This is a genomic window from Leucobacter exalbidus, from assembly GCF_017834145.1.
Taxonomy (GTDB): domain Bacteria; phylum Actinomycetota; class Actinomycetes; order Actinomycetales; family Microbacteriaceae; genus Leucobacter; species Leucobacter exalbidus.
Genome location: NZ_JAFIDA010000001.1, coordinates 1,905,000 through 1,928,752, shown reverse-complemented (window position 1 = coordinate 1,928,752; position 23,753 = coordinate 1,905,000). Strand labels below are relative to the sequence as shown.

The 23,753-nt window shown below is 62.3% G+C and carries 21 protein-coding genes; 17 read left to right on the top strand and 4 right to left on the bottom strand.

What is annotated here, in order from left to right; all coding sequences use genetic code 11:
- Positions 1–62: 62 nt before the first annotated feature.
- Together JOF28_RS08685 and JOF28_RS08680 are read left to right on the top strand one after the other, a co-directional pair.
- Complete coding sequence (locus JOF28_RS08685) at positions 63–1,298, top strand: glycosyltransferase (protein ID WP_209705396.1); 1,236 nt, start codon at positions 63–65, stop codon at positions 1,296–1,298.
- A 43-nt stretch (positions 1,299–1,341) separates the two neighbouring features.
- Entirely contained in the window at positions 1,342–2,127 is a 786-nt protein-coding gene (locus tag JOF28_RS08680) for a MerR family transcriptional regulator (RefSeq protein ID WP_209705395.1), read from the top strand.
- A gap of 66 nt (positions 2,128–2,193) precedes the next feature.
- Here the strand turns inward: JOF28_RS08680 and JOF28_RS08675 are convergent, their stop codons facing one another.
- Entirely contained in the window at positions 2,194–2,952 is a 759-nt protein-coding gene (locus JOF28_RS08675; RefSeq protein WP_209705394.1) for a GntR family transcriptional regulator, read from the bottom strand.
- Between the two features lie 174 nt (positions 2,953–3,126).
- On the opposite strand from JOF28_RS08675, the gene iolC reads away from it, so the two are divergent.
- From iolC to speB, 15 genes are all read left to right on the top strand, one after another.
- Positions 3,127–4,086: a 5-dehydro-2-deoxygluconokinase gene (gene iolC / locus JOF28_RS08670; protein ID WP_209705393.1), complete on the top strand. Its 960-nt coding sequence runs from the start codon at positions 3,127–3,129 to the stop codon at positions 4,084–4,086.
- The gene (locus JOF28_RS08665; RefSeq protein ID WP_209705392.1) at positions 4,083–4,967 is read left to right on the top strand and encodes a class I fructose-bisphosphate aldolase; all 885 of its coding nucleotides are present in this window, start codon (positions 4,083–4,085) and stop codon (positions 4,965–4,967) included. The genes iolC and JOF28_RS08665 overlap by 4 nt, the downstream gene beginning before the upstream one ends.
- A 76-nt stretch (positions 4,968–5,043) precedes the next feature.
- Positions 5,044–6,564 (top strand): CoA-acylating methylmalonate-semialdehyde dehydrogenase, encoded by a 1,521-nt coding sequence (locus JOF28_RS08660; protein WP_209705391.1) that lies wholly within the window; start codon positions 5,044–5,046, stop codon positions 6,562–6,564.
- Positions 6,565–6,592: 28 nt separating this feature from the next.
- The gene (iolB, locus tag JOF28_RS08655) at positions 6,593–7,552 is read left to right on the top strand and encodes a 5-deoxy-glucuronate isomerase (protein ID WP_209705390.1); all 960 of its coding nucleotides are present in this window, start codon (positions 6,593–6,595) and stop codon (positions 7,550–7,552) included.
- Positions 7,549–9,489, top strand: a complete 1,941-nt coding sequence (iolD, locus tag JOF28_RS08650) for a 3D-(3,5/4)-trihydroxycyclohexane-1,2-dione acylhydrolase (decyclizing) (RefSeq protein WP_209705389.1) — start codon at positions 7,549–7,551, stop codon at positions 9,487–9,489. The genes iolB and iolD overlap by 4 nt, the downstream gene beginning before the upstream one ends.
- A gap of 339 nt (positions 9,490–9,828) precedes the next feature.
- Positions 9,829–10,755: a sugar phosphate isomerase/epimerase family protein gene (locus tag JOF28_RS08645; RefSeq protein WP_342452131.1), complete on the top strand. Its 927-nt coding sequence runs from the start codon at positions 9,829–9,831 to the stop codon at positions 10,753–10,755.
- An 11-nt stretch (positions 10,756–10,766) separates the two neighbouring features.
- Positions 10,767–11,783, top strand: coding sequence for a Gfo/Idh/MocA family protein (locus JOF28_RS08640; protein WP_209705388.1), 1,017 nt, complete (start codon positions 10,767–10,769; stop codon positions 11,781–11,783).
- A gap of 27 nt (positions 11,784–11,810) precedes the next feature.
- Positions 11,811–12,683: a sugar phosphate isomerase/epimerase family protein gene (locus JOF28_RS08635; protein ID WP_209705387.1), complete on the top strand. Its 873-nt coding sequence runs from the start codon at positions 11,811–11,813 to the stop codon at positions 12,681–12,683.
- 135 nt (positions 12,684–12,818) lie between these two features.
- Positions 12,819–13,820, top strand: coding sequence for a hypothetical protein (locus JOF28_RS08630; RefSeq protein WP_209705386.1), 1,002 nt, complete (start codon positions 12,819–12,821; stop codon positions 13,818–13,820).
- A 468-nt stretch (positions 13,821–14,288) separates the two neighbouring features.
- Positions 14,289–15,182 (top strand): ABC transporter substrate-binding protein, encoded by an 894-nt coding sequence (locus tag JOF28_RS08625; protein WP_209705385.1) that lies wholly within the window; start codon positions 14,289–14,291, stop codon positions 15,180–15,182.
- Entirely contained in the window at positions 15,179–16,156 is a 978-nt protein-coding gene (locus tag JOF28_RS08620; RefSeq protein WP_209705384.1) for an amino acid ABC transporter permease, read from the top strand. The genes JOF28_RS08625 and JOF28_RS08620 overlap by 4 nt, the downstream gene beginning before the upstream one ends.
- Positions 16,153–16,947 (top strand): amino acid ABC transporter ATP-binding protein, encoded by a 795-nt coding sequence (locus tag JOF28_RS08615; RefSeq protein WP_280909318.1) that lies wholly within the window; start codon positions 16,153–16,155, stop codon positions 16,945–16,947. Before JOF28_RS08620 ends, JOF28_RS08615 begins: the two co-directional genes overlap by 4 nt.
- Positions 16,948–17,001: 54 nt before the next feature.
- Positions 17,002–17,961, top strand: coding sequence for a C-terminal binding protein (locus JOF28_RS08610; RefSeq protein ID WP_209705383.1), 960 nt, complete (start codon positions 17,002–17,004; stop codon positions 17,959–17,961).
- Positions 17,962–18,016: 55 nt separating this feature from the next.
- A complete protein-coding gene (locus JOF28_RS08605; RefSeq protein WP_245189912.1) occupies positions 18,017–19,627 on the top strand; it encodes a 5-guanidino-2-oxopentanoate decarboxylase in 1,611 nt (536 codons plus the stop codon).
- A gap of 22 nt (positions 19,628–19,649) precedes the next feature.
- Positions 19,650–20,627, top strand: coding sequence for an agmatinase (speB, locus tag JOF28_RS08600; protein WP_209705382.1), 978 nt, complete (start codon positions 19,650–19,652; stop codon positions 20,625–20,627).
- A gap of 14 nt (positions 20,628–20,641) precedes the next feature.
- On the opposite strand, the gene JOF28_RS08595 is transcribed toward speB, so the two are convergent.
- The 3 genes from JOF28_RS08595 to JOF28_RS08585 form a co-directional block, all read right to left on the bottom strand.
- A complete protein-coding gene (locus tag JOF28_RS08595) occupies positions 20,642–21,235 on the bottom strand; it encodes a helix-turn-helix domain-containing protein (protein WP_209705381.1) in 594 nt (197 codons plus the stop codon).
- Positions 21,236–21,302: 67 nt separating this feature from the next.
- The gene (locus tag JOF28_RS08590) at positions 21,303–22,784 is read right to left on the bottom strand and encodes a SulP family inorganic anion transporter (protein ID WP_209705380.1); all 1,482 of its coding nucleotides are present in this window, start codon (positions 22,782–22,784) and stop codon (positions 21,303–21,305) included.
- Positions 22,785–22,812: 28 nt separating this feature from the next.
- A complete protein-coding gene (locus JOF28_RS08585) occupies positions 22,813–23,676 on the bottom strand; it encodes a sulfite exporter TauE/SafE family protein (RefSeq protein WP_209706934.1) in 864 nt (287 codons plus the stop codon).
- Between the last annotated feature and the right edge of the window lie 77 nt (positions 23,677–23,753).

Genomic DNA, 23,753 nt, shown 5'->3' with positions numbered 1-23,753 from the left:
AAAGCCGCGCCGAGCGGCCTGAGTCCAGCGGGCGTGTAGTTCGCACCGGGTACGCTAAAGCCATGAACTCTGCAGCGTTGACGATCGGGTTTGTGATGCTGCACACATCACCGCTCGACATTCCGGGGACCAAAGACGCCGGGGGCATGAACGTCGTCGTTCAAGCCCAGGCCGAGGCGCTTGCCCGCGCCGGCCACGACGTGCGCATCTACACCCGCCGCAGCGACGCTGCGGTACCCAAGCGGGTCGAAGTGCAGCCCGGACTCGCGGTGATTCACCTCGACGCTGGCCCCGCCCGCCTGCTGGCCAAGGGCGAACACGAAGCAGTGATGGACGAGTTCGGCCACCTGCTTGACGCCGAACTCGAGCTTGACCCCGTCGACCTGCTCCACGCCGAGCACTGGTTCTCAGGCATCGCTGCGCTGTCGGTGGCGCGCGGCCGCAAGATTCCGCTCGTGCAGAGCTACCACTCCATCGCGGCCGAGCCCGATTCGCCGCTGACCGACGGCGAACGCCCCGAGTCCCCGGGGCGCCTCGCGGGCGAGAAACTTCTTGCCAGCGAAGCCGACCTCATCATCGCGGTGAGCGAAGCCGAACGGCAGACCGTGATCGACCGCCTGGGTGGCGATCCGGATCAAATTCGAGTTGTGCCCCTGGGCGTCGATACCGAGCTGTTCTACCCGTGCGTCACCACCGTCTGCGCCGAACAGCGCGACTGGCTGAAGCGCGGCGGCCGCCCCGAAGTGATCGTCGTGGGCCGGCTGCACCCCCTCAAGGGATTCGACCTGATCATCGAGGCCATTGCGCTCATGCCCGCCGAAACCCGCCCGGTGCTGCGCCTCGTGGGTGCACCGCCGCCCGATGGCGACGAGTACGCGCAGGGTCTGCACGAGGCCGTCGCGCGCCACGGCATGCTCAGCACCACCGCCTTTGATGGTGCGCTGCGCCGTTCAGAGCTCGCCGAGCGCATTCGCGCGGCGACGATCATGGTCGTGCCCTCGCACTCCGAAACCTTTGGCCTCGTCGCCCTCGAGGCCGCGGCCTCAGGCGTTCCCGTGATCGCCCGCGCCACCGGTGGCCTGCGCGAAGCCGTCATCGACGGCACGACTGGTGTACTGGTGACCGGAGATGACCCGCAGGTATGGGCGACCGAGGTCGCCAACCTGCTGGGCGACGCCGAACGCCTCGAGCGTATGGGCGCCGCGGCACGCGAGCACGCCGTGAACAGCAGCTGGATCGCATCGGGTGAGCGCCTCGTCGAGGCCTACTCGCTGGCCTGCGCCGGCCGTACCGCGTAACGGCCTTGACTCTGCCGCAACGTCAACCGGCAGAGTGATGGGCATGAACAAAAAGACGAACCAACAACACCGTGCCGGCGGGGCTGAATGGCCCATTAAAGACGTGGCGCGGGCGACCGGGCCGACGAGCCGTGCGCTGCGCCACTACGAAAAGATTGGCCTGCTGCTGCCCTCTCGGGTGGCGAGCAACGGGTACCGATTTTATGGTGAGCCCGAGCTCTCTCGGCTCTACCGCATCCTGTCGCTGCGGGCGCTCGACTTGCCGCTCGCCTCAATTCAGGTCGCCCTTGCCGATGAATCGACCCTTGAACGGGCCATCGCTGACCATCTCGCACTGCTCGAAGCGCGGCAAGTAGCCACCGCGCAACAAATTGCCGCTGTGCAGCTCACCCTCGACACCTTGCAGAAGGGCCGCACCATGAGCATTGAAGAGATCTTCGCCGGGTTTGACCATGGCCAGTACGAGGGCGAGGTGCGCGAGCGCTGGGGCGACAGTGCCTGGGAAGCAAGCGCCAAGCGCCGCGACAATATGGGCGCCGAGCAGCAGCGCGACGACGACCAACGCAGCCTCGACGTGAACGCCGCCCTGCGCAGCGCAGCCGAATCAGGCGATGACCCCGCGGGTGCACCGTTTCAGGCCCTGGTTGCACATCATCACCGGTGGGTCACCGAATATTGGGGCGGTCGTGCACCCAACCTCGAGGAGTACACGGGGCTGGCCGAGCTGTATGTCGCCGACGCGCGGTTTGCTGCGACCTACGGTGGGCAGCCCAACGCCGAGGTCATCAACGGCGCCATGAAAATCTGGGCCGCCACCAACCTGAGCTAATGAAGCCCGGAGTGAAAGAACCCCGAGCCGAGGAAGTTCAGGCCGGGTAGCCTAAACGAAACAGCCCTACCGCGCAACCAGCGTCGTCGAGAACGAGTAGAGGTCGGGGCGGTAGCAGTGCTGCCCCGCCTCGATCACTCGGCCACCCTGGTCAAACGCCACGCGCTCCATGGTGAGCAACGGGCTGCCCTTGGGCAGATCGAGCAGTTCGTGCTCATCGCCGTGGGTGCGGCGCGCGCCGATCGTCTGGTTCGCGATCTTGATGGTGATGCCGCGTGCGCGCAGAATCTCGTAGAGTCCCTTGGCTTCAAGGTGCTCAATAGTGATGTCGGCGAACTCGGGCGGCAGCATGTTCTCAAGCACGGCCATGGGGGTGCCATCGGCGCTGCGCAGCCGGCGAATGCGCGTAATTTCGGTGCCCACGGCGACGTTCAGCAGCTGTGCGGTGGCCGCGTCTGCGGGCATCCGCTCGAGCGATAGTACCCGCGTGGTGGGGCTGATGCCGCTGCGGTTGAGATCCTCATGCAAACTCGTCAGCTCGACGGGGCGGCTGACGCGCGCCTGCACGACCTGGGTGCCGATGCCACGGCGGCGCACCAAGAGCCCCTTGTCGACGAGCTCTTGAATGGCGCGGCGCACGGTGGGGCGCGACAGGCCCAGCTGCTCTCCGATCGAGATCTCGTTCTCGAGGCGGGCCCCCGCGGGGATCGTGCCCACGCGAATCGCGCGTTCGAGGCGACTCGAGATTTGGTAGTAGAGGGGGATCGGGCCGGTGCGGTCAAGATCGGTGAATAGCTCTGCGGGCCAGACTGGCTCGGTGCTCATAAGGTGCTCCTTGGGTGGACAACACAACATCGTGCGGTCCTATTGATGCATTGTGCTGACAACATTACCGCCAAATCCGAAACAACTATGTCGTTGAACGCTCTTCGTGCTATTGTTAGGACAAATGCAGCGACGCGGTAGGCGTCGCATTGCGCTATGAAAGGCGGCGGCTGAATGTCGGAACAACGACGTCCTGATGACGTGCTGGTTATGGGACGCCTCGGAGTAGATGTCTACCCTCTGCAAGGTGGCGTCGGTCTCGAGGACGTAACGAGCTTTGGGAAGTACCTCGGGGGCAGCGCGGCAAACGTGTCTGTTGCCGCGGCACGCTACGGCCACAACAGCGCGCTGATTTCGCGCGTGGGCAACGACCCCTTCGGTAAGTACCTGCTGCGTGAGCTCGATCGCCTCGGCGTCGATCCCCGCGAGGTCAAGACCGACCCGCAGTACAGCACCCCGGTCACGTTCTGCGAGATTTTCCCGCCCGATGACTTCCCGCTGTACTTCTACCGCGAGCCCAAGGCGCCCGATCTCGAGATCGCGCCCGCAGATCTCGACGCCGCGGCGATCGAGAACGCGAAGATCCTGTGGCTCACGGTCACCGGCCTGAGCCAGGAGCCCAGCCGCGCCGCACACCACGCGGCACTCGCTATCCGCGGCCGCCGCGCGCACACGATCCTTGATCTCGACTACCGCCCCATGTTCTGGGCCGATCCCGCCGAGGCTTCGGCGCAGGTCGCACAGGCGCTCGAGGGCGTCACGGTCGCGGTGGGCAATAAGGAAGAGTGCGAGGTGGCTGTCGGCGAGACTGATCCGGATCGCGCCGCAGATGCCCTGCTTGAGCGTGGCATCGAACTTGCCATCGTGAAGCAGGGCCCCAAGGGTGTTATGGCGAAGACGCGCAACGAGCGCGTTGAGGTGCCGCCCCACTTCGTTGATGTCGTCAACGGGCTCGGCTCGGGTGACGCTTTCGGCGGCGCCCTCTGCCACGGCCTGCTGCAGGGCTGGGATCTTGAGCGCATTCTGAAGTTCGCGAACGTGGCTGGCGCCATCGTCGCTACTCGCCTCGAGTGCTCCACGGCGATGCCCAACGCTGAAGAGATCGAAGCCGTATTGAACGGGGCTGCACTGTGAGCCTCGACTTCGCCGCGCTGCGCGAACTGCGCGCCGCTGCCCCCGACACCATCGCCGAGCGATTCGCGACGCGCAAGCGCCGCAGCGTCGTGCAGGGCGACGGTCGCCTCTTCATCGTTGCGGCCGATCACCCGGCCCGCGGTGCGATTGCGGTCGGCTCGAACCCGACGGCCATGGCCAACCGCTACGACCTGCTCGAGCGCATGGCGATCGCACTGTCACGCCCCGGCGTTGACGGAGTGCTCGGCACCCCCGACATCATCGATGACCTCGCGGCTCTCGGCCTGCTCGACGACAAGATCGTCGTCGGCTCGATGAACCGCGGCGGCCTGCGCGGCGCCTCGTTCGAACTCGACGACCGCTACACCGCCTACGACGTTGACTCGATGGTGCGCGACGGCCTCGACTTCGCGAAGACGCTGATTCGCGTTGACCTGAACGACGCCGGCACCGCAGCAACGCTCGAGGCCACCGCCCGCGCCGTTGATGCTGCTGCGGCCGCCAAGCTGCCGATCATGCTCGAGCCGTTCTTGAGCAGCCGCGTCAACGGCAAGGTCGGCAACGACCTCACCGCCGACGCCGTGATCCTGTCGACCGCGATCGCCTCAGGCCTTGGCAACTCGAGCGCCTACACGTGGATGAAGCTGCCCGTCGTGCCCGAAATGGAGCGCGTCATGGAAGCAACGACCATGCCGACGCTGCTGCTTGGCGGCGACAACGGCGGCGATCCCGAAGACACGTTCGCTGAGTGGGAACGCGCCCTCGCGCTTCCCGGTGTGCGGGGCCTGACCGTTGGCCGCACGCTGCTCTACCCCGCGAGCGGCAGCGTCGAAGACGCCGTCGACACCGCTGCACGCCTCGTGCACTCGGGCCTCGTTTAATCAGACCACCGGGCTTTATTGGGTGCGCAAGCATCGATCCGGATCAATACCCTTTCCAAGTAAGGAAGCACACATTATGAGCAATGCAACCACCCCCGTGATTCCCCACTGGATCGACGGCGCGCGCAGCGAGTCGACGAGTGGCCGCACCGCACCCGTGCACAACCCCGCCACGGGCGAGGTCATCGCACAGGTCGCCCTCGCGAACGAAGCAGAGATCGCAGCAGCGGTCGCTTCGGCGCAGAAGGGTTTTGAGATCTGGAGCGAGATGTCGATGGCTCGCCGCCAGGCGATCATCTTCAAGTTCCGCGAGCTGCTGAACAACAAGAAGACCGAGCTTGCCGCGATCGTCACCGAAGAGCACGGCAAGGTGCTTTCTGACGCAATGGGCGAAATCGCTCGTGGCCAGGAAGTTGTGGAGCTCGCAACGGGCTTCCCCCACCTCATCAAGGGTGCGTTCTCAGAGAACGTATCGACTGGCATCGACGTGTACTCGCTGAAGCAGCCCCTCGGCGTTGTGGGCATTATCTCGCCCTTCAACTTCCCTGTGATGGTGCCGATGTGGTTCTTCCCCATCGCCATCGCGGCCGGTAACTCGGTCATCGTGAAGCCCTCTGAGAAGGATCCCTCAGCTGCCCTGTGGATGGCTGAGCTGTGGAAGGAAGCCGGTCTGCCCGACGGTGTCTTCAACGTTCTCAACGGCGACAAGGAGGCCGTTGACGGCCTGCTGAACGCCCCCGAGGTGCAGTCGATCTCGTTCGTTGGCTCGACGCCCATCGCTCAGTACATCTACGAGACCGCTGCCAAGAACGGCAAGCGCGTTCAGGCTCTTGGCGGCGCCAAGAACCATATGCTCGTACTCCCTGACGCTGATCTCAACCTCGTCGCTGACCAGGCCGTAAACGCCGGTTACGGTGCCGCAGGCGAGCGCTGCATGGCCCTCTCGGTCGTGCTGGCTGTTGAGCCCGTCGCAGACGAGCTGATCGAGAAGATCAAGGAGCGCATCGCAACGCTGCGCGTCGGCAACGGTGCAGGTAACGAGGCGGGTGAGCCCGATCTCGGCCCGCTGATCACCGCTGAGCACCGCGCCAAGGTTAAGAACTACGTAGACATTGCTGAGGCCGATGGCGGCCGCATCGTTGTTGACGGCCGCGACCTCAAGGTCGAGGGCCACGAGGACGGCTTCTTCTTCGGCCCCACCCTCATCGACAACCTGTCGACCGAGTCACGTGCCTACACCGAAGAGATCTTCGGGCCGGTGCTGCAGATTGTGCGCATCGAGTCCTTCGAAGAGGGCGTCAAGCTCATCAACTCGGGCGCGTACGGCAACGGCACCGCGATCTTCACGAACGACGGTGGCGCAGCTCGCCGCTTCCAGCACGAGATCCACGTCGGTATGATCGGCATCAACGTGCCGATCCCCGTGCCCGTTGCGTACCACTCGTTCGGCGGCTGGAAGGCTTCGCTGTTCGGTGACGCAAAGGCGTACGGCGTACAGGGCTTCGACTTCTTCACCCGCGAGAAGGCCATCACGAGCCGCTGGCTTGATCCCGCAAAGCACGGCGGCATCAACCTCGGTTTCCCGCAGAACGACTAAGTAGTACACCGTACGAGGGGTAGAGCACATGACTGAGCAGGTCGAACGCTGGTTTCACCGCCGCGGCGAACTCGCCGAGGGCGGTTGGGAAACCGTTGTAGACGAGCGCGTTCCCGGGTGGGAACACACCGGATTGCGTGTGGCACGGCTCGCCGAGGGCGAATCGATCGCGCTCGAGGGCACCGGAGTTGAACGACTGATCGTTCCGCTATCGGGATCCTTCGAGATCGCACACGACGACGAGGTGACCGTGCTCAACGGCCGCAACTCGGTCTTCGACGGCCCCACCGATGTGCTCTACCTCTCGTCTGCCAGCACCGCGACCGTGACGGCTCGCACCGCTGGTGAAACGCGCTTCCTCGTCGCGACCTCACCGACCGACATCGTGCGCCCCTCGGCGTACATGCCGGTTGACGAGGTGCCCGTCGAGCTGCGCGGCGCCGGCGCTTCAAGCCGTCAGGTGCACAACTTCGGTCGCAAGGAGTCACTCGACGCGGCCCGCTTCATCGTCGTCGAGGTGATTACGCCGTCTGAAAACTGGTCGTCGTACCCGCCTCACAAGCACGACATCCACGAGCCTGACCACGAGTCAGAGCTCGAAGAGATCTACTACTTCGAGGTCGCACCCACCAAGGGTGCCCCCGCGGACGTCAGTGAAGAGCACGCCTTTGGCATGTTCAGCACCTATTCGTCACCCGCAGGCGACATCGACATTGACGCACGCGTCTTCACCGGCGACGTCGCCCTCGTGCCCTACGGCTACCACGGCCCCGCCGTCGCAGCCCCCGGCTACGACATGTACTACCTGAACGTTATGGCGGGCCCCGACCCCGAGCGCAGCTGGCTGATCAGCGATGACCCGGCCCACGGCTGGGTGCGCGACACCTGGGAGGGTCAAGAGTTCGACTCTCGCCTGCCGTACAAGACCGCTGCCGCTGCAGACGCGGCATCAAACACCGTATCGACCACCACCGAGGAGACCCGATGAACACCCGCCGTATGACGGTCAGCCAGGCGCTGGTCGAGTTTCTTGCCAACCAGTGGACGGTCGATCGCGATGCCGAAGGCAACGAGATTCGCGAGCGCACCATCCCTGGTATGTTCGGCATCTTCGGTCACGGCAACGTGGCAGGCATCGGCCAGGCGCTGAAGCAGGCCAACGTGCACACCCCTGACCTGATGCCGTACTACCAGGCCCGCAACGAGCAGGCCATGGTGCACCAGTCGGTCGGCTACGCCCGCATGCACCGCCGCCGCGGCACCTACGCGTCGGCCGCATCGGTGGGCCCCGGCGCCGCCAACATGCTGACGGGCGCGGCGCTTGCCACGACCAACCGCCTGCCCGCGCTGTTGCTCCCCAGCGACACCTTTGCGACCCGTGTCGCTGATCCGGTGCTGCAGCAGCTTGAGCAGCCCCACGACATCGGCCTCACGGTCAACGATGCGTTCCGCCCGATCTCGAAGTTCTTCGATCGCGTGCAGCGCCCCGAGCAGCTGTTCTCGATCGCGCTCGCCGCGATGCGCGTGCTCACCGACCCGGCCGAGACCGGCGCCGTGACCATCTCGCTGCCCGAGGACGTACAGGCCGAGGCCATGGACGTGCCCGAGGAGTTCTTGCAGCCGCGTGAGTGGCGCATTCGCCGCCCGCGCCCCGAGCGCGACGCGTTTGCACTGGCGCTCGAGGCTATTCGCGGCGCAAAGCGCCCCATGATCATCGCCGGCGGCGGCGTGCTGTACTCCGACGCCGAAGAGCAGCTGCGCGCCTTCGTTGAGGCCACCGGTATTCCCGTTGGCACCTCGCAGGCCGGCGGCGGCGTGCTCGCCTGGGATCACCCGCAGAACCTTGGCGGCGTGGGCGCGACCGGCACCCTCGCGGCGAACAAGGTTGCGGCCGAAGCCGACGTCATCATCGGCATCGGTACGCGCTACAGCGACTTCACCACCGCCTCGCGCACCGCGTTCCAGCACCCCGGCGTGAAGTTCGTCAACATTAACGTTGCGTCATTCGACGCCTACAAGCACGGCACGCAGATCGCCGTTGTCGCTGACGCCCGCGAGATGCTCCTTGAGCTGATCGACGCCCACGGGTCAGGCGCCGCCGACGAGCTGCGTGTCGAACCTGCCTACGCCGAGCGCATCGCTGCGCTGAAGGCTGAGTGGGATGCGCTGGTCGATGAGGCTTTCGAGCCCTCGGGCCTCGAGCTCCCTGGGCAGTCAGAAATCATTGGCGCGGTGCAGCGCTCGTCTGACCCGAAGGACGTCATCGTGCAGGCGGCCGGATCGCTGCCCGGTGATCTCCACAAGCTGTGGCGCGTGCGTGACGCTCTCGGCTACCACGTCGAATACGCGTTCTCGTGCATGGGTTACGAGATCGCGGGCGGCATGGGCGCCAAGCGCGGCCTCGTCGAGGCCGGCGACGACCGCGATGTCATCGTGATGGTGGGCGACGGTTCGTACCTGATGCTCAGCACCGAGCTTGTCACCGCCGTTGCCGAGGGCATCAAGATCATTGTGGTGCTCATTCAGAACCACGGCTACGCGTCGATCGGTCACCTGTCTGAGACCGTCGGGTCAGAGCGCTTCGGCACCTGGTACCGCGAATACGACGAGGAAGCGAAGAACTTCCAGGGCGAGCAGATTCTGCCCGTCGACCTCGCGATGAACGCCCGCAGCTACGGCATGGACGTCATCGAGGTAGATCCGGGTGCCTCGGCGATCCAGGATCTTGAGGCCGCAATGGCCCAGGCGAAGGCTTCGGATCGCGCCACGTTCATCCACATCAACAGCGACCCGCTGCTCTACGCACCCGATGGCGCTGGCTGGTGGGACGTGCCCGTGCCCCAGGTGTCAGATCTCGAGTCGACGCAGCGCGCCCGTGCCGAGTACCTCGAGCAGCAGGCCGCGCAGAAGCCGCTGTTAGGCTAACAAGCGCCGCTGGCTAAGCCGGGCTGTGCGCTGAGCCTGGCCACGCGCCACAGTCAAGTCCCCCGCAGGTATTCCCAGTTCACTCTTGGGGTATCGGTGGGGGATTCTTGCGTTTTGTGGGCCTATCGCGCTCATGGGTATCTAATTTCTCTGGGTATCTTAAATACCTGCCCAGTGCTCCCGTGGCACCAAACCTGCGGTTCACCTGAGCTCTCTCAAATTTGTTGCCGCGACGTGCGCGCGCAACTGGAAAACACCCTCATTTTGGCCTATTGTCATATCAAAGGCGTGACCGTAGGGGTTTCGCCAGCACGAGCGCGCGACGATGGAGTTTGAACCGTGAATGAACAGTTGGCCCAGAACCCGGGCCTGCGCATTGGCACCGCCCCCGATTCCTGGGGCGTGTGGTTTCCGAATGACCCGAACCAGGTGCCCTGGGAACGGTTTCTTGATGAGGTAGTCGCCTCAGGCTACGAGTGGATCGAGCTGGGCCCCTACGGGTACCTGCCCACCGAACCTCACCAGCTAGAGGACGAACTTGGTAAGCGCGGCCTGAAGCTCTCGGCCGGCACCGTTTTCACCGGGTTCCACAAGGGTGAAGACGAGTGGAAGCGTGCCTGGGACCAGGCGCTCAATGTCGCGGGCCTCGCCTCAAAGCTTGGCGCAGAACACCTCGTGGTGATCCCTGATTTGTGGCGCAGCGACGCCACGAGCGAGGTGCTCGAGGCACGCACGCTCGATGATGCGCAGTGGAAGAAGCTGGGCGCCGGTCACGACCGCCTCGGCAAGGCCCTGCTCGAAGAATTCGGCATGAAGCAGCAGTTCCACTCGCACGCCGACAGCCACATCGGCACCACACGCGAGGTCGTACGCTTCCTCGACGAAACCGACGAGCGCTACACGAACCTCTGCCTCGATACAGGCCACTTCGCATACTACGGCGGCGACAACGTCAAGCTCATCGAGGAGCGACCCGAACGCATCGGATACTTGCACCTGAAGCAGGTCGATCCGACGCTGCTGTTCGACGTGCTGAAGAACGATACGCCGTTTGCCGATGCGGTCACGCAGGGCATCATGATCGAACCGCCGCAGGGCATCCCCGATCTCGCGCCGGTGATCGAAGCGGTCGCCAATATCGATTCTGAGATCTTCGCGATCGTCGAGCAAGACATGTACGGCTGCGGCGTCGATACACCCTTCCCCATCGCCAAGCGCACCCGCGAACATATCTTCGGATGCACCCACCTGGCCCGAATTTCCTGAGAGGAAACACCATGACAAACGAACTTCGTATCGCCGTCGTCGGCGCCGGCATGATGGGCGCCGACCACATTAAGCGCATTACGCACCGGATCGCGGGGGCCCGGGTTTCGGCGGTCGTCGAGCCCGATGCCGACCGCGCCGCTGCGGCTGCGGCAAACGCGCCCGGAGCGCTTGTGTTCGCGAGCGTCGAGGACGCAATCGCGGCCGACGCCCTCGACGCCGTGCTCATCGCGGTGCCGGGCCAGTTCCACGCACCCGTGTTGCGCCCCGCGCTCGATGCGGGCCTGCCCATTCTGTGCGAGAAGCCGCTGACGCAGGATTCGGCGAGCTCGTGGGAGGTACTCGAGCTCGAGCAGAAACTCGACAAGCCCCACATTCAGGTGGGCTTCATGCGCCGGTTCGACGCCGAATACCAGGAGCTGCGTCAGCTCGTGGAATCGGGCGCGAGCGGCGACCTGATGATGGTGCGCGCCGTGCACCGCAACCCGTCGGTGCCCGACAGCTACACAAACGACATGCTCATCACCGACTCGGTGGTACACGAGTTCGATGTCGTGCCGTGGCTTGCTGGCTCACCCGTCGCGAGCGTTGAGGTGAAGTTCCCCCGCCGCAACTCACACGCCCCCGAGCGTCTGCGCGAGCCGATTCTCGTGATCATGGAGCTCGAGAACGGCGTACTCGTCGACGTCGAAATGAACGTCAGCGTTGGGTTTGGTTACCAGGTCGCCACCGAGGCCGTGTTCGAGCAGGGCGTTGCCCGCATCGGCCAGCCCTCGGGCATGCAGCGCTGGGAGCGCGGCAACCACATCGTGAAGGAGCACGAGACGTTCGTGACTCGTTTTGCTTCGGCCTACGACGCGCAGATTCAGCGCTGGGTTGATGCGGTGCGCCGCGGCGACCTCGTCGACGGCCCCAATGCGTGGGACGGCTACCTTGTGGCCCTGTCGTGCGAGGCCGGCGTGAAGGCCATGCACGGGGGCGGCATCGTGCCCGTCACCGCCCCCGAACGCCCCGCGTTCTACGCATAGCTTGCACTAGGTTTTCAAGGAGACATCATGGTTCGCATTGCGCTTGATCCGACGCCGTACAACGACACGGTGCACCTGCTCGACTTCCCCGACCTCGTCGCGGGGCTCGGGTACGAGTATCTGCAGCTCACGCCCAACCCCGATTTTGGGCGGCACTTTCACTACCCGAAGGTCGACACCTCAATGGTGCAGGCACTGAAGAAGCGTGCGAGCGACGCCGGGGTAACGATCACGTCGGTGCTGCCGGTGCAGCGCTTCTCGTGGCCCGAAGAGCCGCAGCGTGAGGCTGCCGTGCGCAACATGAAGCGCTACATCGAGATCGCTGCAGAGCTCGGTGTGCCCATGGTCAACACCGAGTTCTCGGGTCGCCCCGAGCGCGAGGAAGACTCTGAGGCCGGGTTCTACCGCTCCATGGAAGAGCTGATTCCCGTGCTCGAGCGCGAGGGCATCCAGCTGAACATCGACCCGCACCCCGATGACTTCGTCGAGGACGGGCTTGAGGCTTGGCGCATCATTCGCGGCCTGAACTCAACGCAGGTGGGCTTCGTGTACGTCGCCTCACACTCGTTCCACATGGGCGATCAGGCCACCACACTGATCCCCGAGCTGGGCGACCGCCTCGGCGCCGTGTACGCGGCCGACACGTTCGACCACAACCGCTCGAACGGGCTGCGCTACATCACGAACCCTCCGGGGAACGCGGTGCGCGTGCACCAGCACCTGTCGATCGGTGACGGCGACGTTGACTGGGCCGAACTGTTCGGCACGCTTAAGGCGACGGGCTACCTCGATCGCGAAGACGCACTCATCGTGTCGAACGTCTTCGCCGAGAACGAGCACGCCGATGACTGCTCACGTGAGCAGCTGGCGATGCTCAAGGAACTGATCGCGAACGCGTAACCGCTGGGGGTGTTCCCTGCCGGGGTGCTCTGCCGAGAGGTGCGAGTACCCCGGGGTACGATGGGGCCGTTGTGGCGCGTGACTCGCGCGTGCGCGACGTACCTGCGTGAGACGTACCTGTGTGAGGAGCCCGCCATGAGCCGCATCGATCATCGAGCCGGCGGCGCGCTCCCTGTATCTGTCAGGCTGCGCGAGCTCGCCGGGCGACGCGGGCCCGCCCGCGTGGTGGCCAGCATCGCCCTCGTCGCGGCCGGCTCGGTCGCCCTCGTTGGCTGCGCGGCCTCGGCGCCCGCCCCCGATAATTCGGGCAGCATCGAGGTCATCGAGCAGTTTTTCGATCACCTCGAAGCGGGCGAGGCGACGGCCGCCGCCGCGCTCACCGACGTAGATTTCGACGCGGCGCTCATCGACGATGACCTGTACGCGGCCTCGGCAGCCATCCCATCTGATGCGCGCATTGTGAGCACCGTGGGTGACGGCTGGACCGGGGTAACCGCGCAGGTCGAGTACGTGCTCGATGACCAGGCTCACCCCGAAACACTCGAGCTGCGGGCGCGCACTCAAGACGGGGTGCCGAAGATCACCGGGCTGGGGTCGCATCTGTCGGTGCACATCTCGCTTCTGCCGTATGCGGGCACGCTCACCATCAACGACGCATTCACATTCACGCCGAGTGAGGTTGAGAGTGGCAGTATCACCCTGCTGCCCGCACGCTACGACTTCACCTACGCCGACCCGACCGGGTTGCTCGAGATGACCGATGCTGAGGACTCCGCCTTCACGGTGCAGACCCCCACCGACGATCTCCACGCCATCAGGCCCACGTTTAGGCCCGACGTTGAACCTGCGGTCGCCGCCGAAATTCAGCGGTTGCAGGGCGCCTGCGAAGACGAGGGACTGACCGGCCCCTCGTGCCCGAGCGAGCTCGTCGAGGCCCTACGCGACGTCGCTGACCCCGCAGCGATATCGGTGTCGTGGTTTCGCCAAACCGGGCCCGACCTTGTGCTGACGGGCCAAGAGTATGAGCTCGCGGCAACCTACCTCGCGAGGCTGGAAGAGCCGCGGGTCACAGTCACCGTCTCGTACGCAGGCCGAGTGACGCGCGATGAAGCTGGCACGGTAGTGCTCGAGCGCTGAGCAGCCTGGTCTCGGCCGACTCTGAGTTAACGGGCCTCGCTTTATGCGTTGCTTGCCTGGCTTGGTGAACCTTCGTGGTCTCAAGACGCTATCGACTGCGGCGTTTCAAGAGGGCCTGATCGCGGCCCCACTCCTGCACGCCTCAAAGCAATAGTCAATGACTGTTTTCACTGATGCGCTGAAGCAACTTGAGATTGCCCGAATGTGCCACTATCGCAATCATAAAGTATTGCTATACTATACTCGAGAGCAGCACTGCTGATCTTCTTTCTTTAATCTTTTGGAAGAGAGTCGCTCATCGACGAGCGAGAGATTGGTCCGTTATTGCGCTTTGGCGAGGCCTGGCGTCCCTCGGGGTGGCCAGTGTAATGCGGAAATCTCACCATGCACATTGCCGCCATTTGGCAAACCCGCGAGAGGCAAAGTAGCCGCTCGGTGGTTGAAAGTAAACCCAGTAGGAGTCCTTTAATGTCTATTCGTAAAAGAACTGTATTGTCTTCCATCGCGGCAACTTCCGCGGCTGCTGTTTTGCTGATGGGCTGCTCGAGTGCTCCGGAAGCTGAGGAAGGGCCCGTCCTTGAAGCGGATCCGGAGTTGCATGCTTTGCTTCCTGACCGTATCCAAGAGGCCGGCGAAATTAAAGTGGGCACGGAAGCTTTCTATCCGCCCCACGAGTATTTCGATGAGGACCAGGAAACCATCATTGGTGTGGATCCTGACATCGTTTATGCGTTGGGAGAGGTCCTCGGGGTCAAGATCAAGTTGGAGAACATGGCATGGGATGGCCTCCTCCCAGCTCTTGACGCCGGGCGAATTGACATGATCAGCGCCGCGATTGGCATCAACGAGACGCGCGTTGAGAAGTACGATTTTATTTCATATTTCAGTACGCCACAGGGCGTGACTGTTCTCGCAGGTAACCCTCTGGGCATTGAAGAAACAAGCGATCTGTGTGGCCTCAACGTGTCGGTTCTCGACGCGTCGCATCAGCTTGATGTCCTCCAAGGCTTAAACGAGGACCTGTGTAAAAACGATCCGATGGAGATCCTGGCATTCCCCGCAGACAGTGACGCCCTACAGCAACTGCAGAGTGGCCGAGCTGATACTCACCTCGCTCAGTTCCCAGCAGCACAGTACAACGCGGAGACCTTTGGGGAAGGTGAAACCTTCGAGGCGATTTTGCTTCCTGAGCTCGAGCCGCAGACCCTCGGCAAGGCGTTCCGTAAGGATGATCCAGAGCTGAGAGACGCAGTACTCGCTGCGATGAATGAACTTATCGCCTCGGGGCGATACCTCGAAATTTTGACGGAGAATAACTTGGAATCGGGCGCAATCGAACAGTCTGAGGTGAACCCGCTGTGACCACGAGTGCGCTGAACGATCATCAGATCGAAAAGCTCGAACAAGAAGCGCAGGGAACGGGGGCAATTCACTCGGTCTCTGTGAAGCATCCATGGCAGGCCGTAGCTGGCGTTCTCGTTATCCTTCTGTTGGCTGCATTGGCCTGGCGGATGGCCACCAACGAGAACATCAAATGGTCAATTGTGTTTGACAATCTTGCGGCCCCTGGAATTCTCCGTGGCCTCGGTACCACCCTGCTCCTCACTGCACTGGCGATGGCAATTGGCCTGACGTTGGGCACCGTCCTAGCGGTCGCTCGGTTGTCCTCGAACAGGGTTCTCCAATCAGTTTCAAACGGCTATATCTGGCTGTTCCGCGGCACACCATTGCTGGTGCAGCTATTGCTCTGGTTCAACCTGGCTCTCTTCTTCCCTCGGCTGGGATTTGGTGAGATTTCGGTCGACACCAATATTTTCATGACACCATTCATGGCCGCACTGCTTGGGCTTGGGCTCAACGAAGGTGCGTACATGGCGGAAATCGTGCGAGGCGGTATTCAGTCAGTTGACCGAGGCCAAGTGGAAGCCGCATCTGCCTTGGGGTTGCGTAGTAGGCGAATCATGTCGCGCATCATCTTGCCGCAAGCCATGCGCGTCATCATCCCACCGGTGGGTAACAACCTGATCACCATGTTGAAAATGACATCTTTGGTGTCCGTCATCGCGGTCCCTGATCTGCTTAATCGGGCTCAAATAGTTTCGGCGAGAAACTTCTATGTGTTTGAGCTGCTGATTGTTGCTACCGTCTGGTACCTCGTTTTCACTACGATCTTCACGCTTCTGCAGATGCAGATTGAGAAGCGTTTCGCTCGCGGCTTTAGCCAGACCCATCCGCGGATAGGGAAGAGGGTAGCTAAGGGGCTTATCCCAGGGCGGTTGTCAAACACTCAAATCTTGGAAGTAGTTCAGGAGAAGCGGGAGGGACGTCGATCATGAGTCAGGTCACTGCTGTCCAACCGTCTTCGTTGCTGCCCATGGTTGCGGCTCGAAACGTTCAAAAATCATTCGGAGACAACCATGTGCTCAAAGGAATTGACCTCGATATCCAGCGAGGCGGAGTGGTTTCTTTGCTCGGTGCGAGCGGAAGCGGTAAATCGACATTCCTGCGCTGCATCAACAGCCTTGAAAAGATTGATGGGGGCCGTATTTGGGTCGACGGCGAGCTCGTAGGCTACCGTGCCCAAAACGGGAAGCTCTATGACCTCGATGAAGCCGCGCTGACGAAGAGCCGCTTGCGTACGGGCATGGTGTTCCAAAAATTCAATCTGTTTGCGCACATGACAGTGCTCGAGAATTTGATCGAAGCGCCAATGAGCGTTCTGAAACTTTCGCGTCGAGATGCGATTGAGCGTGCTCAAAGGCTGCTCGAACGGGTGGGGCTCACATCGCACCACGCACACTATCCAAACCAGCTCTCGGGTGGACAGCAGCAGCGAGTCGCGATCGCGCGTGCGCTTGCAATGGAGCCAGAGGTCATGCTTTTTGACGAGCCGACGAGCGCTCTTGATCCTGAGCTTGTGGGAGAAGTGCTCGATGTTATGCGTGGGCTCGCCGACGGTGGCATGACAATGATCATCGTCACTCACGAGATCGGTTTTGCGAGAGAGGTCTGTGATCAGGTTGCTTTCTTGCACGACGGGCAAGTTGTCGAAAGCGGCAACCCCGCTGATGTGATTGGCAATCCACAGCACGAACGAACGCGCAATTTCCTTTCTAAGGTTCTTTAGTTTCTTGCTTGCCAACGGGGTCGCGAAGCCGCCGCTTAACCAAAGGAGACCGCAGTGAGTCAGCCACTTGTGCTTTTTGCCGAATATTCAGATCTTGACCCGGAACCCGCTCGGGCGCTCCTCTCCGCACAGGGGCTGCGTACAGAACTTTTAAGCATGGATCGTAACGGAGTGATTGCTGCCTCTCAACGTGACGCAATCGCGATTATCGCTGGTTATTCGCAGATCACCGCGGGCATTATCGATCAGCTACCTAGGCTCGGGATCATTGCTGCTTCTAGTAATGGTACGAACATGATTGATTTGGAAGCTGCAGTCGCGCGGGGAATCTGGGTCACTAATCTGGGCACGGCTGCGACTCAGGAAGTCGCGACTCACGCGCTCACACTTGCGCTCGCGACCATTCGTGAGCTTCCCGAGATGACACGAGTAGTGAGCTCGGGGGGCTGGGTTGACGAGCTCACGCGGGTTCCCCGGCGCACGAGCGAGCTCACGTTAGGGCTGATCGGCTATGGGCGTATCGGGGCCGAACTCGCCCGCATCGCGTCGCCGCTCTTCAAACAGGTTCTAGCGCATGATCCGTTTAGCCCTCCGTCGGACGGGGTCGCGAAAGCGGCAGCGTTTGACGAGGTCCTAGCATCTGCAGACATTGTGTCCCTGCACCTACCGTTGACTGAGGACACGCGTGAGGTAGTCAACGCCGACGTGATCGACAAGATGCGTGATCATGCCGTACTTATCAATGTCTCACGGGGCGAGCTCGTGGATTTGCAGGCCTGTGTGGATGCACTCGACTCAGGCAAGCTCTCGGGCGTCGGGTTCGATGTGCTGGTGGGTGAACCGCCAGTGGCCGACCATCCATTGAGAGTCCACCCGCGATCAATCCTCACGCCTCACGCGGCATATCTATCTGACGCAGCTCTGCGTCACTACGAGACCGATCCGGCGCGTTACATTGCTGAATGGCATGAAACGGGTTCCCCATCGGCGAGTGTTGTGAGCCGGCCAAAGTGATGAACCGGAATCTGAATCGAAGAGGACCACAGTGGTAAAAACGGAGGAGATCGCAATGATGCGATTCGGTGAAGCAATCTGTGCGGTGCTGTCGTCCAAGGGCGTTGACACGGTGTTTGGAATTCCTGGGGTGCACACGCTGGAGCTTTTTCGCGGGCTCAAACGTAATGGAATCACCGCAGTGGTGCCGAGACACGAGCAAGGTGCCGGTTTCATGGCTGATGGGTTTGCCCGAACCAGTGGCCGGGCGGGTGTGTGCTTCCTGGTGACTGGGCCTGGTGTCTTGAACGCGTTGACCGCAATTGCCCAGGCGTGGCACGACTCCATTCCTATGTTGATCGTGGCGTCTACGGTGGAGTCCTCGCAGGTAGGCAAGCACCGGGGGACACTGCATGACACCCCAGACATTGCAGACACCTTGCGCCCGTATACGCTCTTCAGCAAAAATATTTCTTCGATCGCAGAATTTAGCGATTCAGTGGACGAAATGTACGACCGATGGCGCACAGAGCGCCCGCGCCCGGTCTACATCGGTGTTCCGCTTGACGTGTTGGCAGAGCTTGTGGAACTTCCTTCGAGGGCAGACACCACTCCAGAAGCCTTGCCCGAAGTAGACACGCAAGAAATGGAGCGCGTCGCAGCGCTGCTAGCCACAGCTGACGCTCCCGTGATCGTCGCCGGCGGAGGGTGCCGTAACGCAGGTGCCTTGCTGGCTGACGTTGCTGAACGGTTAGACGCTCCAGTGGTGCTGACCACGAACTCTAAAGGGCTGTTATCTGATCACAACCCGCTAAATGTTAATGTCTCAACACCGTTTGAGGGGACACAACAACTTCTGCAAGACGCCGATCTCGTTCTCGCCATCGGAACAGAGCTGTCAGATTTCGAATACATTGCGACCGGATCAACGCCCGTTCGTCTCAACAACATCATCAGAGTGGATATTGACCCTTCAGCTTCGCATCAAGACCAAGAAACCCCCACCATTTGCGCGGATGCCGCAGAGTTCCTTCAGCGGTTGAGGGCACTCCTTACGGCGACCCCCAGGTCGTTGAGGGCTGCCCGCGGTGTTGACCGGGCCGCTGCAGCTCGACGTTCGTGGACTAGCGCTTACACGAGTGATCCTTACTACGAATGGGTGGAAGCATTTCGCAAGGGGCTGCCCGATGATGCGATCATCGCGGTGGACTCGGCGCAGTTGGCATACCAAGCTCATCAGTTCATGGAGCTTCCGAGTGGGGCAACATGGTTGTCGCCTTACGGATATGGCACGCTTGGGCCCGCTCTCCCCATGGCAGTCGGTGCTGCGATTGCGCAGCCTGAACGGCCGGTAATCGCCGTTGCTGGGGATGGAAGCTCACTGTTCACGATCGCTGAGCTCGCGACCGCAGTCGACCTCAATAGGCAGCTCACCGTAGTGATATGGATCAACGGTGGTTATCGCGAAATTGAAGCTTCATTCGATCGAGTAGAAATCGAACCGGTAGGTGTCGCTACCAGCGCCCCAGATTTTACTGCGCTGACGGCTGGCCTAGGGGCGACTCCTGTGCAGGTACAGTCACCGGGGCAGCTCACAGAGGCGCTCCGAGAAGCTGCGGCTTCGCCCCGTCTCACCGTCATCCTTGTGGAAGCACCCGAGGGGCTCCGCATCACTTCAGAATCCTAAGTACAGAAACGGAGCAAACATTATGAGTCCGCTACCTGAGCACAGCTCGCTGCAGACACCGGCGGGGGAGCAAATCCTCACGCAGATTGACTTCGCGGCAACCCCAAGGTATGCGTCTGCACCTACATTTGCCGGGCTTCCGAGGCTTGACCAGGTCAGTGAATATCAGGTCGGTGTCATCGGAATTCCTTTCGACTCAGCGGTGACTTTTCGCCCTGGTGCAAGGTTTGGCCCGGAGGCGATCCGTGGTGCGAGCCGCCTGCTACGTCCTTACCACGTAGAAATGGATGCATACCCGTTTGCGGGCCACCAAGTTGCTGACCTGGGGAATATCCCGGTGACGCCATTCAGCATCGAGTCTGCTGTAGCTTCTATGGTTCGAGGGCTCGATGAGGCTTCAGAACGAAGCCAGCGTCTGGTACTACTGGGCGGCGACCACACAATTGCTTACCCATCGCTGAAGTCCCTACATCGTCTGCACGGGCCGATCGCAGTCGTACATTTTGATGCTCACCTCGACACTTGGGGCCCCTATTTTGGGGCAAACTTGCACCATGGTGCGCCGTTCAGGCGTGCATTTGAAGATGGGCTCCTCGACCCTGAGGGGTGCATGCATGTGGGGGTGAGGGGCTCTGTCTATGGTCCCGAAGACAACCTCGAAGACGATGCGACAGGGTTTCAGCGCATTAGGGCGAGTGAATTCATCGGAACTGGAATCGACGGAATCGTTGAGCAGATCCGAGCTCGTGTAGGTGATCGACCGTTGTACATCTCTGTTGACATTGATGTCTTGGACCCTGCATTTGCGCCCGGAACGGGCACACCGGAACCCGGGGGGCTCTCAAGCCGAGAACTGCTGCACATGTTGAGAGGGCTCAAGGGCCTGAACTTAGTGGGGGCGGACGTTGTCGAGGTGGCGCCCGCTTACGACCACGCCGATGTTACCGCGCTCGCCGCAGCTCATGTTGCCTATGAGTACATGTGCCTTTGGGCTCAATAGAGCTACATCTAGGTTTATGGAGCGAGTTGGGTGAGCACCCACATGACCCGCGTCTCTTGCTCTTCTGAGGGGTTCCACCAGGTGTGAGGCAGTGACGCTCGAAAGGTCAAAGAGTCGCCAGTTAATAGTTCAATCTGGCTGCCCTCGATAGTCATGTGGAGAACGCCTTCCAAGACGGTCACAAACTCTTGATCGAAGGGCAGCCGGTAAGGCTTAGGGTCGCTGCCTCCACCGGGCTGGATGATCGTCTCAATGATTTGCATCCCTCCCAGCCCGGGGGGAGTCAACACGGTGTCTGAGACATCTCTGCCGGGGAACTTAGTTGACTCGCGTGCATCTGAAGCGACTTTGTATACGGCGGGCGGTTCAAAGAGCGATGCCATGGGCAAGTTGAGGGCATCACAGATTGAAGCTAGAGAAGCAATTGAGGCCGAGGTTCGACCTAGCTCTACTTGAGAAATGAAGCCCTTGGTGAGGCCTGTGTAGGCGGCCGTTTCGGGGATCGTAAGACCTCGGTCTTCGCGCGCCCTCCGCAAGCGCCCACCTATGAGTTTGACTTGCTCGCTCGGCGTAGCGTTGCTGGTAGGCCGCGAATCAATGGTTCCCATCTAGCTAACTGTAGTGATGAAATGACGTCGACCGTCAAAACCCACTCACCCCAGATATGACCCCGAGCTACCCCAGCGTGCCCGTCAGTCTGCCGTGAAACTGATCTGAGCGCTCGTCGAGCCCCGTGAAGCGCACCTTGATGTGTTGCTCGGCGTACTTCGCCTGCACTGAATCAAGGGCGGCAACCGTCGAGGCGTCCCAGATCTGCGCCTGCGAGAAATCTATCGTCACCGATGTGGGGTCGTCGGCGTACGAGAACTGCTCGACGAGGTCGTTGCTGCTGCCAAAGAACAGCGGCCCGCGCACCGTGTACACGACCGCATCGGGAACATGCAGGCCCGACACCTGCACCGCTCGCTTCACAGTCACCACGTGGGCGACGCGACGGGCAAACAAAACCATGGCGAGCACTACTCCCAGCCCCACGCCGATGGCGAGGTTACCGGTCGACACCGTGACCACCACGGTGAACACCATTACCGCGGTCTCTGAGATGGGCATGCGCTTTAGCGTCGCCGGGCGCACGCTGTGGAAGTCGACGGTTGACACCGCCACGACCATCATCACCGCGGCGAGGGCGATCATTGGAATCTGCTCCATCACGTCGCTGAATATTGTGACGAGGGCGAGCAGCGCGACGCCCGCAATAAACGTTGAGATGCGGGTGCGCGCCTGCCCCAGCTTCACGTTCACCATGGTCTGCCCGATCATGGCGCAGCCCGCGATACCGCCCCAAAACCCGGCGAGAATGTTTGCGACGCCCAGCGCCCATGACTCGCGGCCCTTGTTCGACTTCGATGCGGTGAGATCATCAACGAGCTTCGCCGTGAGCAGGGTTTCAAGCAGCCCCACAAACGCGACACTGAGGGCGGTCGGCCCGATGATCGTGAGGGTCTCGAGGTTGAGTGGTACGAGCAGCTGCGTAATGCCAGGCAACCCGCCCGCCACCGCACCCTGATCGCCCACGGTCGGCACCGTGAAGTGCGCGATCATCACGATCGCGGTGACGACCACGATCGCGACGAGTGGCGCCGGCACCGCCTTCGTGAGTCGGGGCAGCCCGATCACGATCACCAGGGTGAGGGCAAACAGCGGGTACACGAGCCAGGGCACCCCGAGCAGGTGCGGCACCTGCGCGGCGAAGATCAGAATGCCGAGGGCATTCACAAACCCCACCATCACCGAACGCGGAATAAACCGCATCAGGCGGGCCAGCCCCGTCACGCCAAACAGAATCTGTACGAGCCCCGCGAGCACCACGGTGGGCAGCAGATACTCGGCACCGTGTTCGTGCACCATGGGGGCGACGACGAGCGCCACCGCGCCCGCGGCCGCCGTAATCATGGCGGGCCGGCCGCCCAAAATCGACATCGAGATCGCAAGCACAACCGAGGCAATGAGGCTCACCTTGGGGTCGACCCCGGCGATCACCGAGAACGAAATCACCTCGGGAATCAGCGCCAGCGTGGTCACGATGCCCGCGAGCACCTCGGTCGTAAACCGGCGCGGATGTCGAAGGGCCTGCAGCGTCGTGGAGTTAGAGGTCACCGCACAACCATACGTCGAACGGCGCAAACTAGCCCACGAGCAGGTACACCGCGCCCAGCACCGTGCCCACCGTGACGGCCCATTCGAACGTCGTCTGCTTCATACGAGAGGCGATCCGGCGCCCAATGAGCGCGCCAATCACGACGCCCGGGGCGAGCAGCGCGTCGAGCGCGAGCGCCCCCGGCGTGATCAGGCCGAGGCCGACCGACACCGGCACCTTCGCGAGGTTGATGACCGCGAAGAACCAGGCCGCCGTGCCCAAAAACGCCTTCACCTCGAACTTGGCGGCGAGAAAATACATCGACATCACGGGGCCGCCGGCGTTCGCCACCATGGTCGTGAACCCGCCCAGCGCTCCGTATCCCGAGCGCATCAGGGCGCCGGAGCCCGCGGCTTTGGGGGCGGGCTGGGGGGTCGAATTTGATCCGGATCCCGACTCGCCCAGCTGCCCCGCTTGCCCCGCACTCGCCGCAGCGCTGGGTCTGGTCGCGCCGCTGCCCGCGCTGGCGATGCGGGCGGTGCGCCAGCGCTGCCACAGCGTGAAGCCGATGACGAGCAACAGAATGGCGCCGATGACGCGGCGCACCGAGCTGTCGTTGGCGTACGCCAGAAACAGCGCCCCGGCCGCAACGCCGACCACAACCGCCGGGATGAGACGCACGAGGGTGCCCCAGTTAGCATGCCGGCGATAGGTGATGAGGGCAAAGATATCGCCGATGATCAGCAGCAATAGCAGGGCGCCCGTGGAGGCGCGCGCCGGTAGAATTGCGGCAAAGATCGCGATGGAGATGGTGTTGATGCCGGGCACCGCGGTTTTGGAGAAGCCGACGAGCATCGCGGCGCACGCGAGCAACGCCCAAGCAAACGGGGGCAGGGTCGGCAGCAGCGTCATCACCAGTACAGACTATGGGGTCAACGCACCCGACACGTTTGTGCTGACAAATTTGTGACGCGCGATGAAATTCGAGC

Excerpts from the sequence above, each read along its gene's own strand:
- JOF28_RS08685 (WP_209705396.1), top strand. The coding sequence starts at position 63 with ATGAACTCTGCAGCGTTGACGATCGGGTTTGTGATGCTGCACACATCA.
- JOF28_RS08680 (WP_209705395.1), top strand. The coding sequence starts at position 1,342 with ATGAACAAAAAGACGAACCAACAACACCGTGCCGGCGGGGCTGAATGG.
- JOF28_RS08675 (WP_209705394.1), bottom strand. The coding sequence starts at position 2,952 with ATGAGCACCGAGCCAGTCTGGCCCGCAGAGCTATTCACCGATCTTGAC.
- iolC (WP_209705393.1), top strand. The coding sequence starts at position 3,127 with ATGTCGGAACAACGACGTCCTGATGACGTGCTGGTTATGGGACGCCTC.
- JOF28_RS08660 (WP_209705391.1), top strand. The coding sequence starts at position 5,044 with ATGAGCAATGCAACCACCCCCGTGATTCCCCACTGGATCGACGGCGCG.
- iolB (WP_209705390.1), top strand. The coding sequence starts at position 6,593 with ATGACTGAGCAGGTCGAACGCTGGTTTCACCGCCGCGGCGAACTCGCC.
- iolD (WP_209705389.1), top strand. The coding sequence starts at position 7,549 with ATGAACACCCGCCGTATGACGGTCAGCCAGGCGCTGGTCGAGTTTCTT.
- JOF28_RS08640 (WP_209705388.1), top strand. The coding sequence starts at position 10,767 with ATGACAAACGAACTTCGTATCGCCGTCGTCGGCGCCGGCATGATGGGC.
- JOF28_RS08635 (WP_209705387.1), top strand. The coding sequence starts at position 11,811 with ATGGTTCGCATTGCGCTTGATCCGACGCCGTACAACGACACGGTGCAC.
- JOF28_RS08630 (WP_209705386.1), top strand. The coding sequence starts at position 12,819 with ATGAGCCGCATCGATCATCGAGCCGGCGGCGCGCTCCCTGTATCTGTC.
- JOF28_RS08625 (WP_209705385.1), top strand. The coding sequence starts at position 14,289 with ATGTCTATTCGTAAAAGAACTGTATTGTCTTCCATCGCGGCAACTTCC.
- JOF28_RS08615 (WP_280909318.1), top strand. The coding sequence starts at position 16,153 with ATGAGTCAGGTCACTGCTGTCCAACCGTCTTCGTTGCTGCCCATGGTT.
- JOF28_RS08605 (WP_245189912.1), top strand. The coding sequence starts at position 18,017 with ATGATGCGATTCGGTGAAGCAATCTGTGCGGTGCTGTCGTCCAAGGGC.
- speB (WP_209705382.1), top strand. The coding sequence starts at position 19,650 with ATGAGTCCGCTACCTGAGCACAGCTCGCTGCAGACACCGGCGGGGGAG.
- JOF28_RS08595 (WP_209705381.1), bottom strand. The coding sequence starts at position 21,235 with ATGGGAACCATTGATTCGCGGCCTACCAGCAACGCTACGCCGAGCGAG.
- JOF28_RS08585 (WP_209706934.1), bottom strand. The coding sequence starts at position 23,676 with ATGACGCTGCTGCCGACCCTGCCCCCGTTTGCTTGGGCGTTGCTCGCG.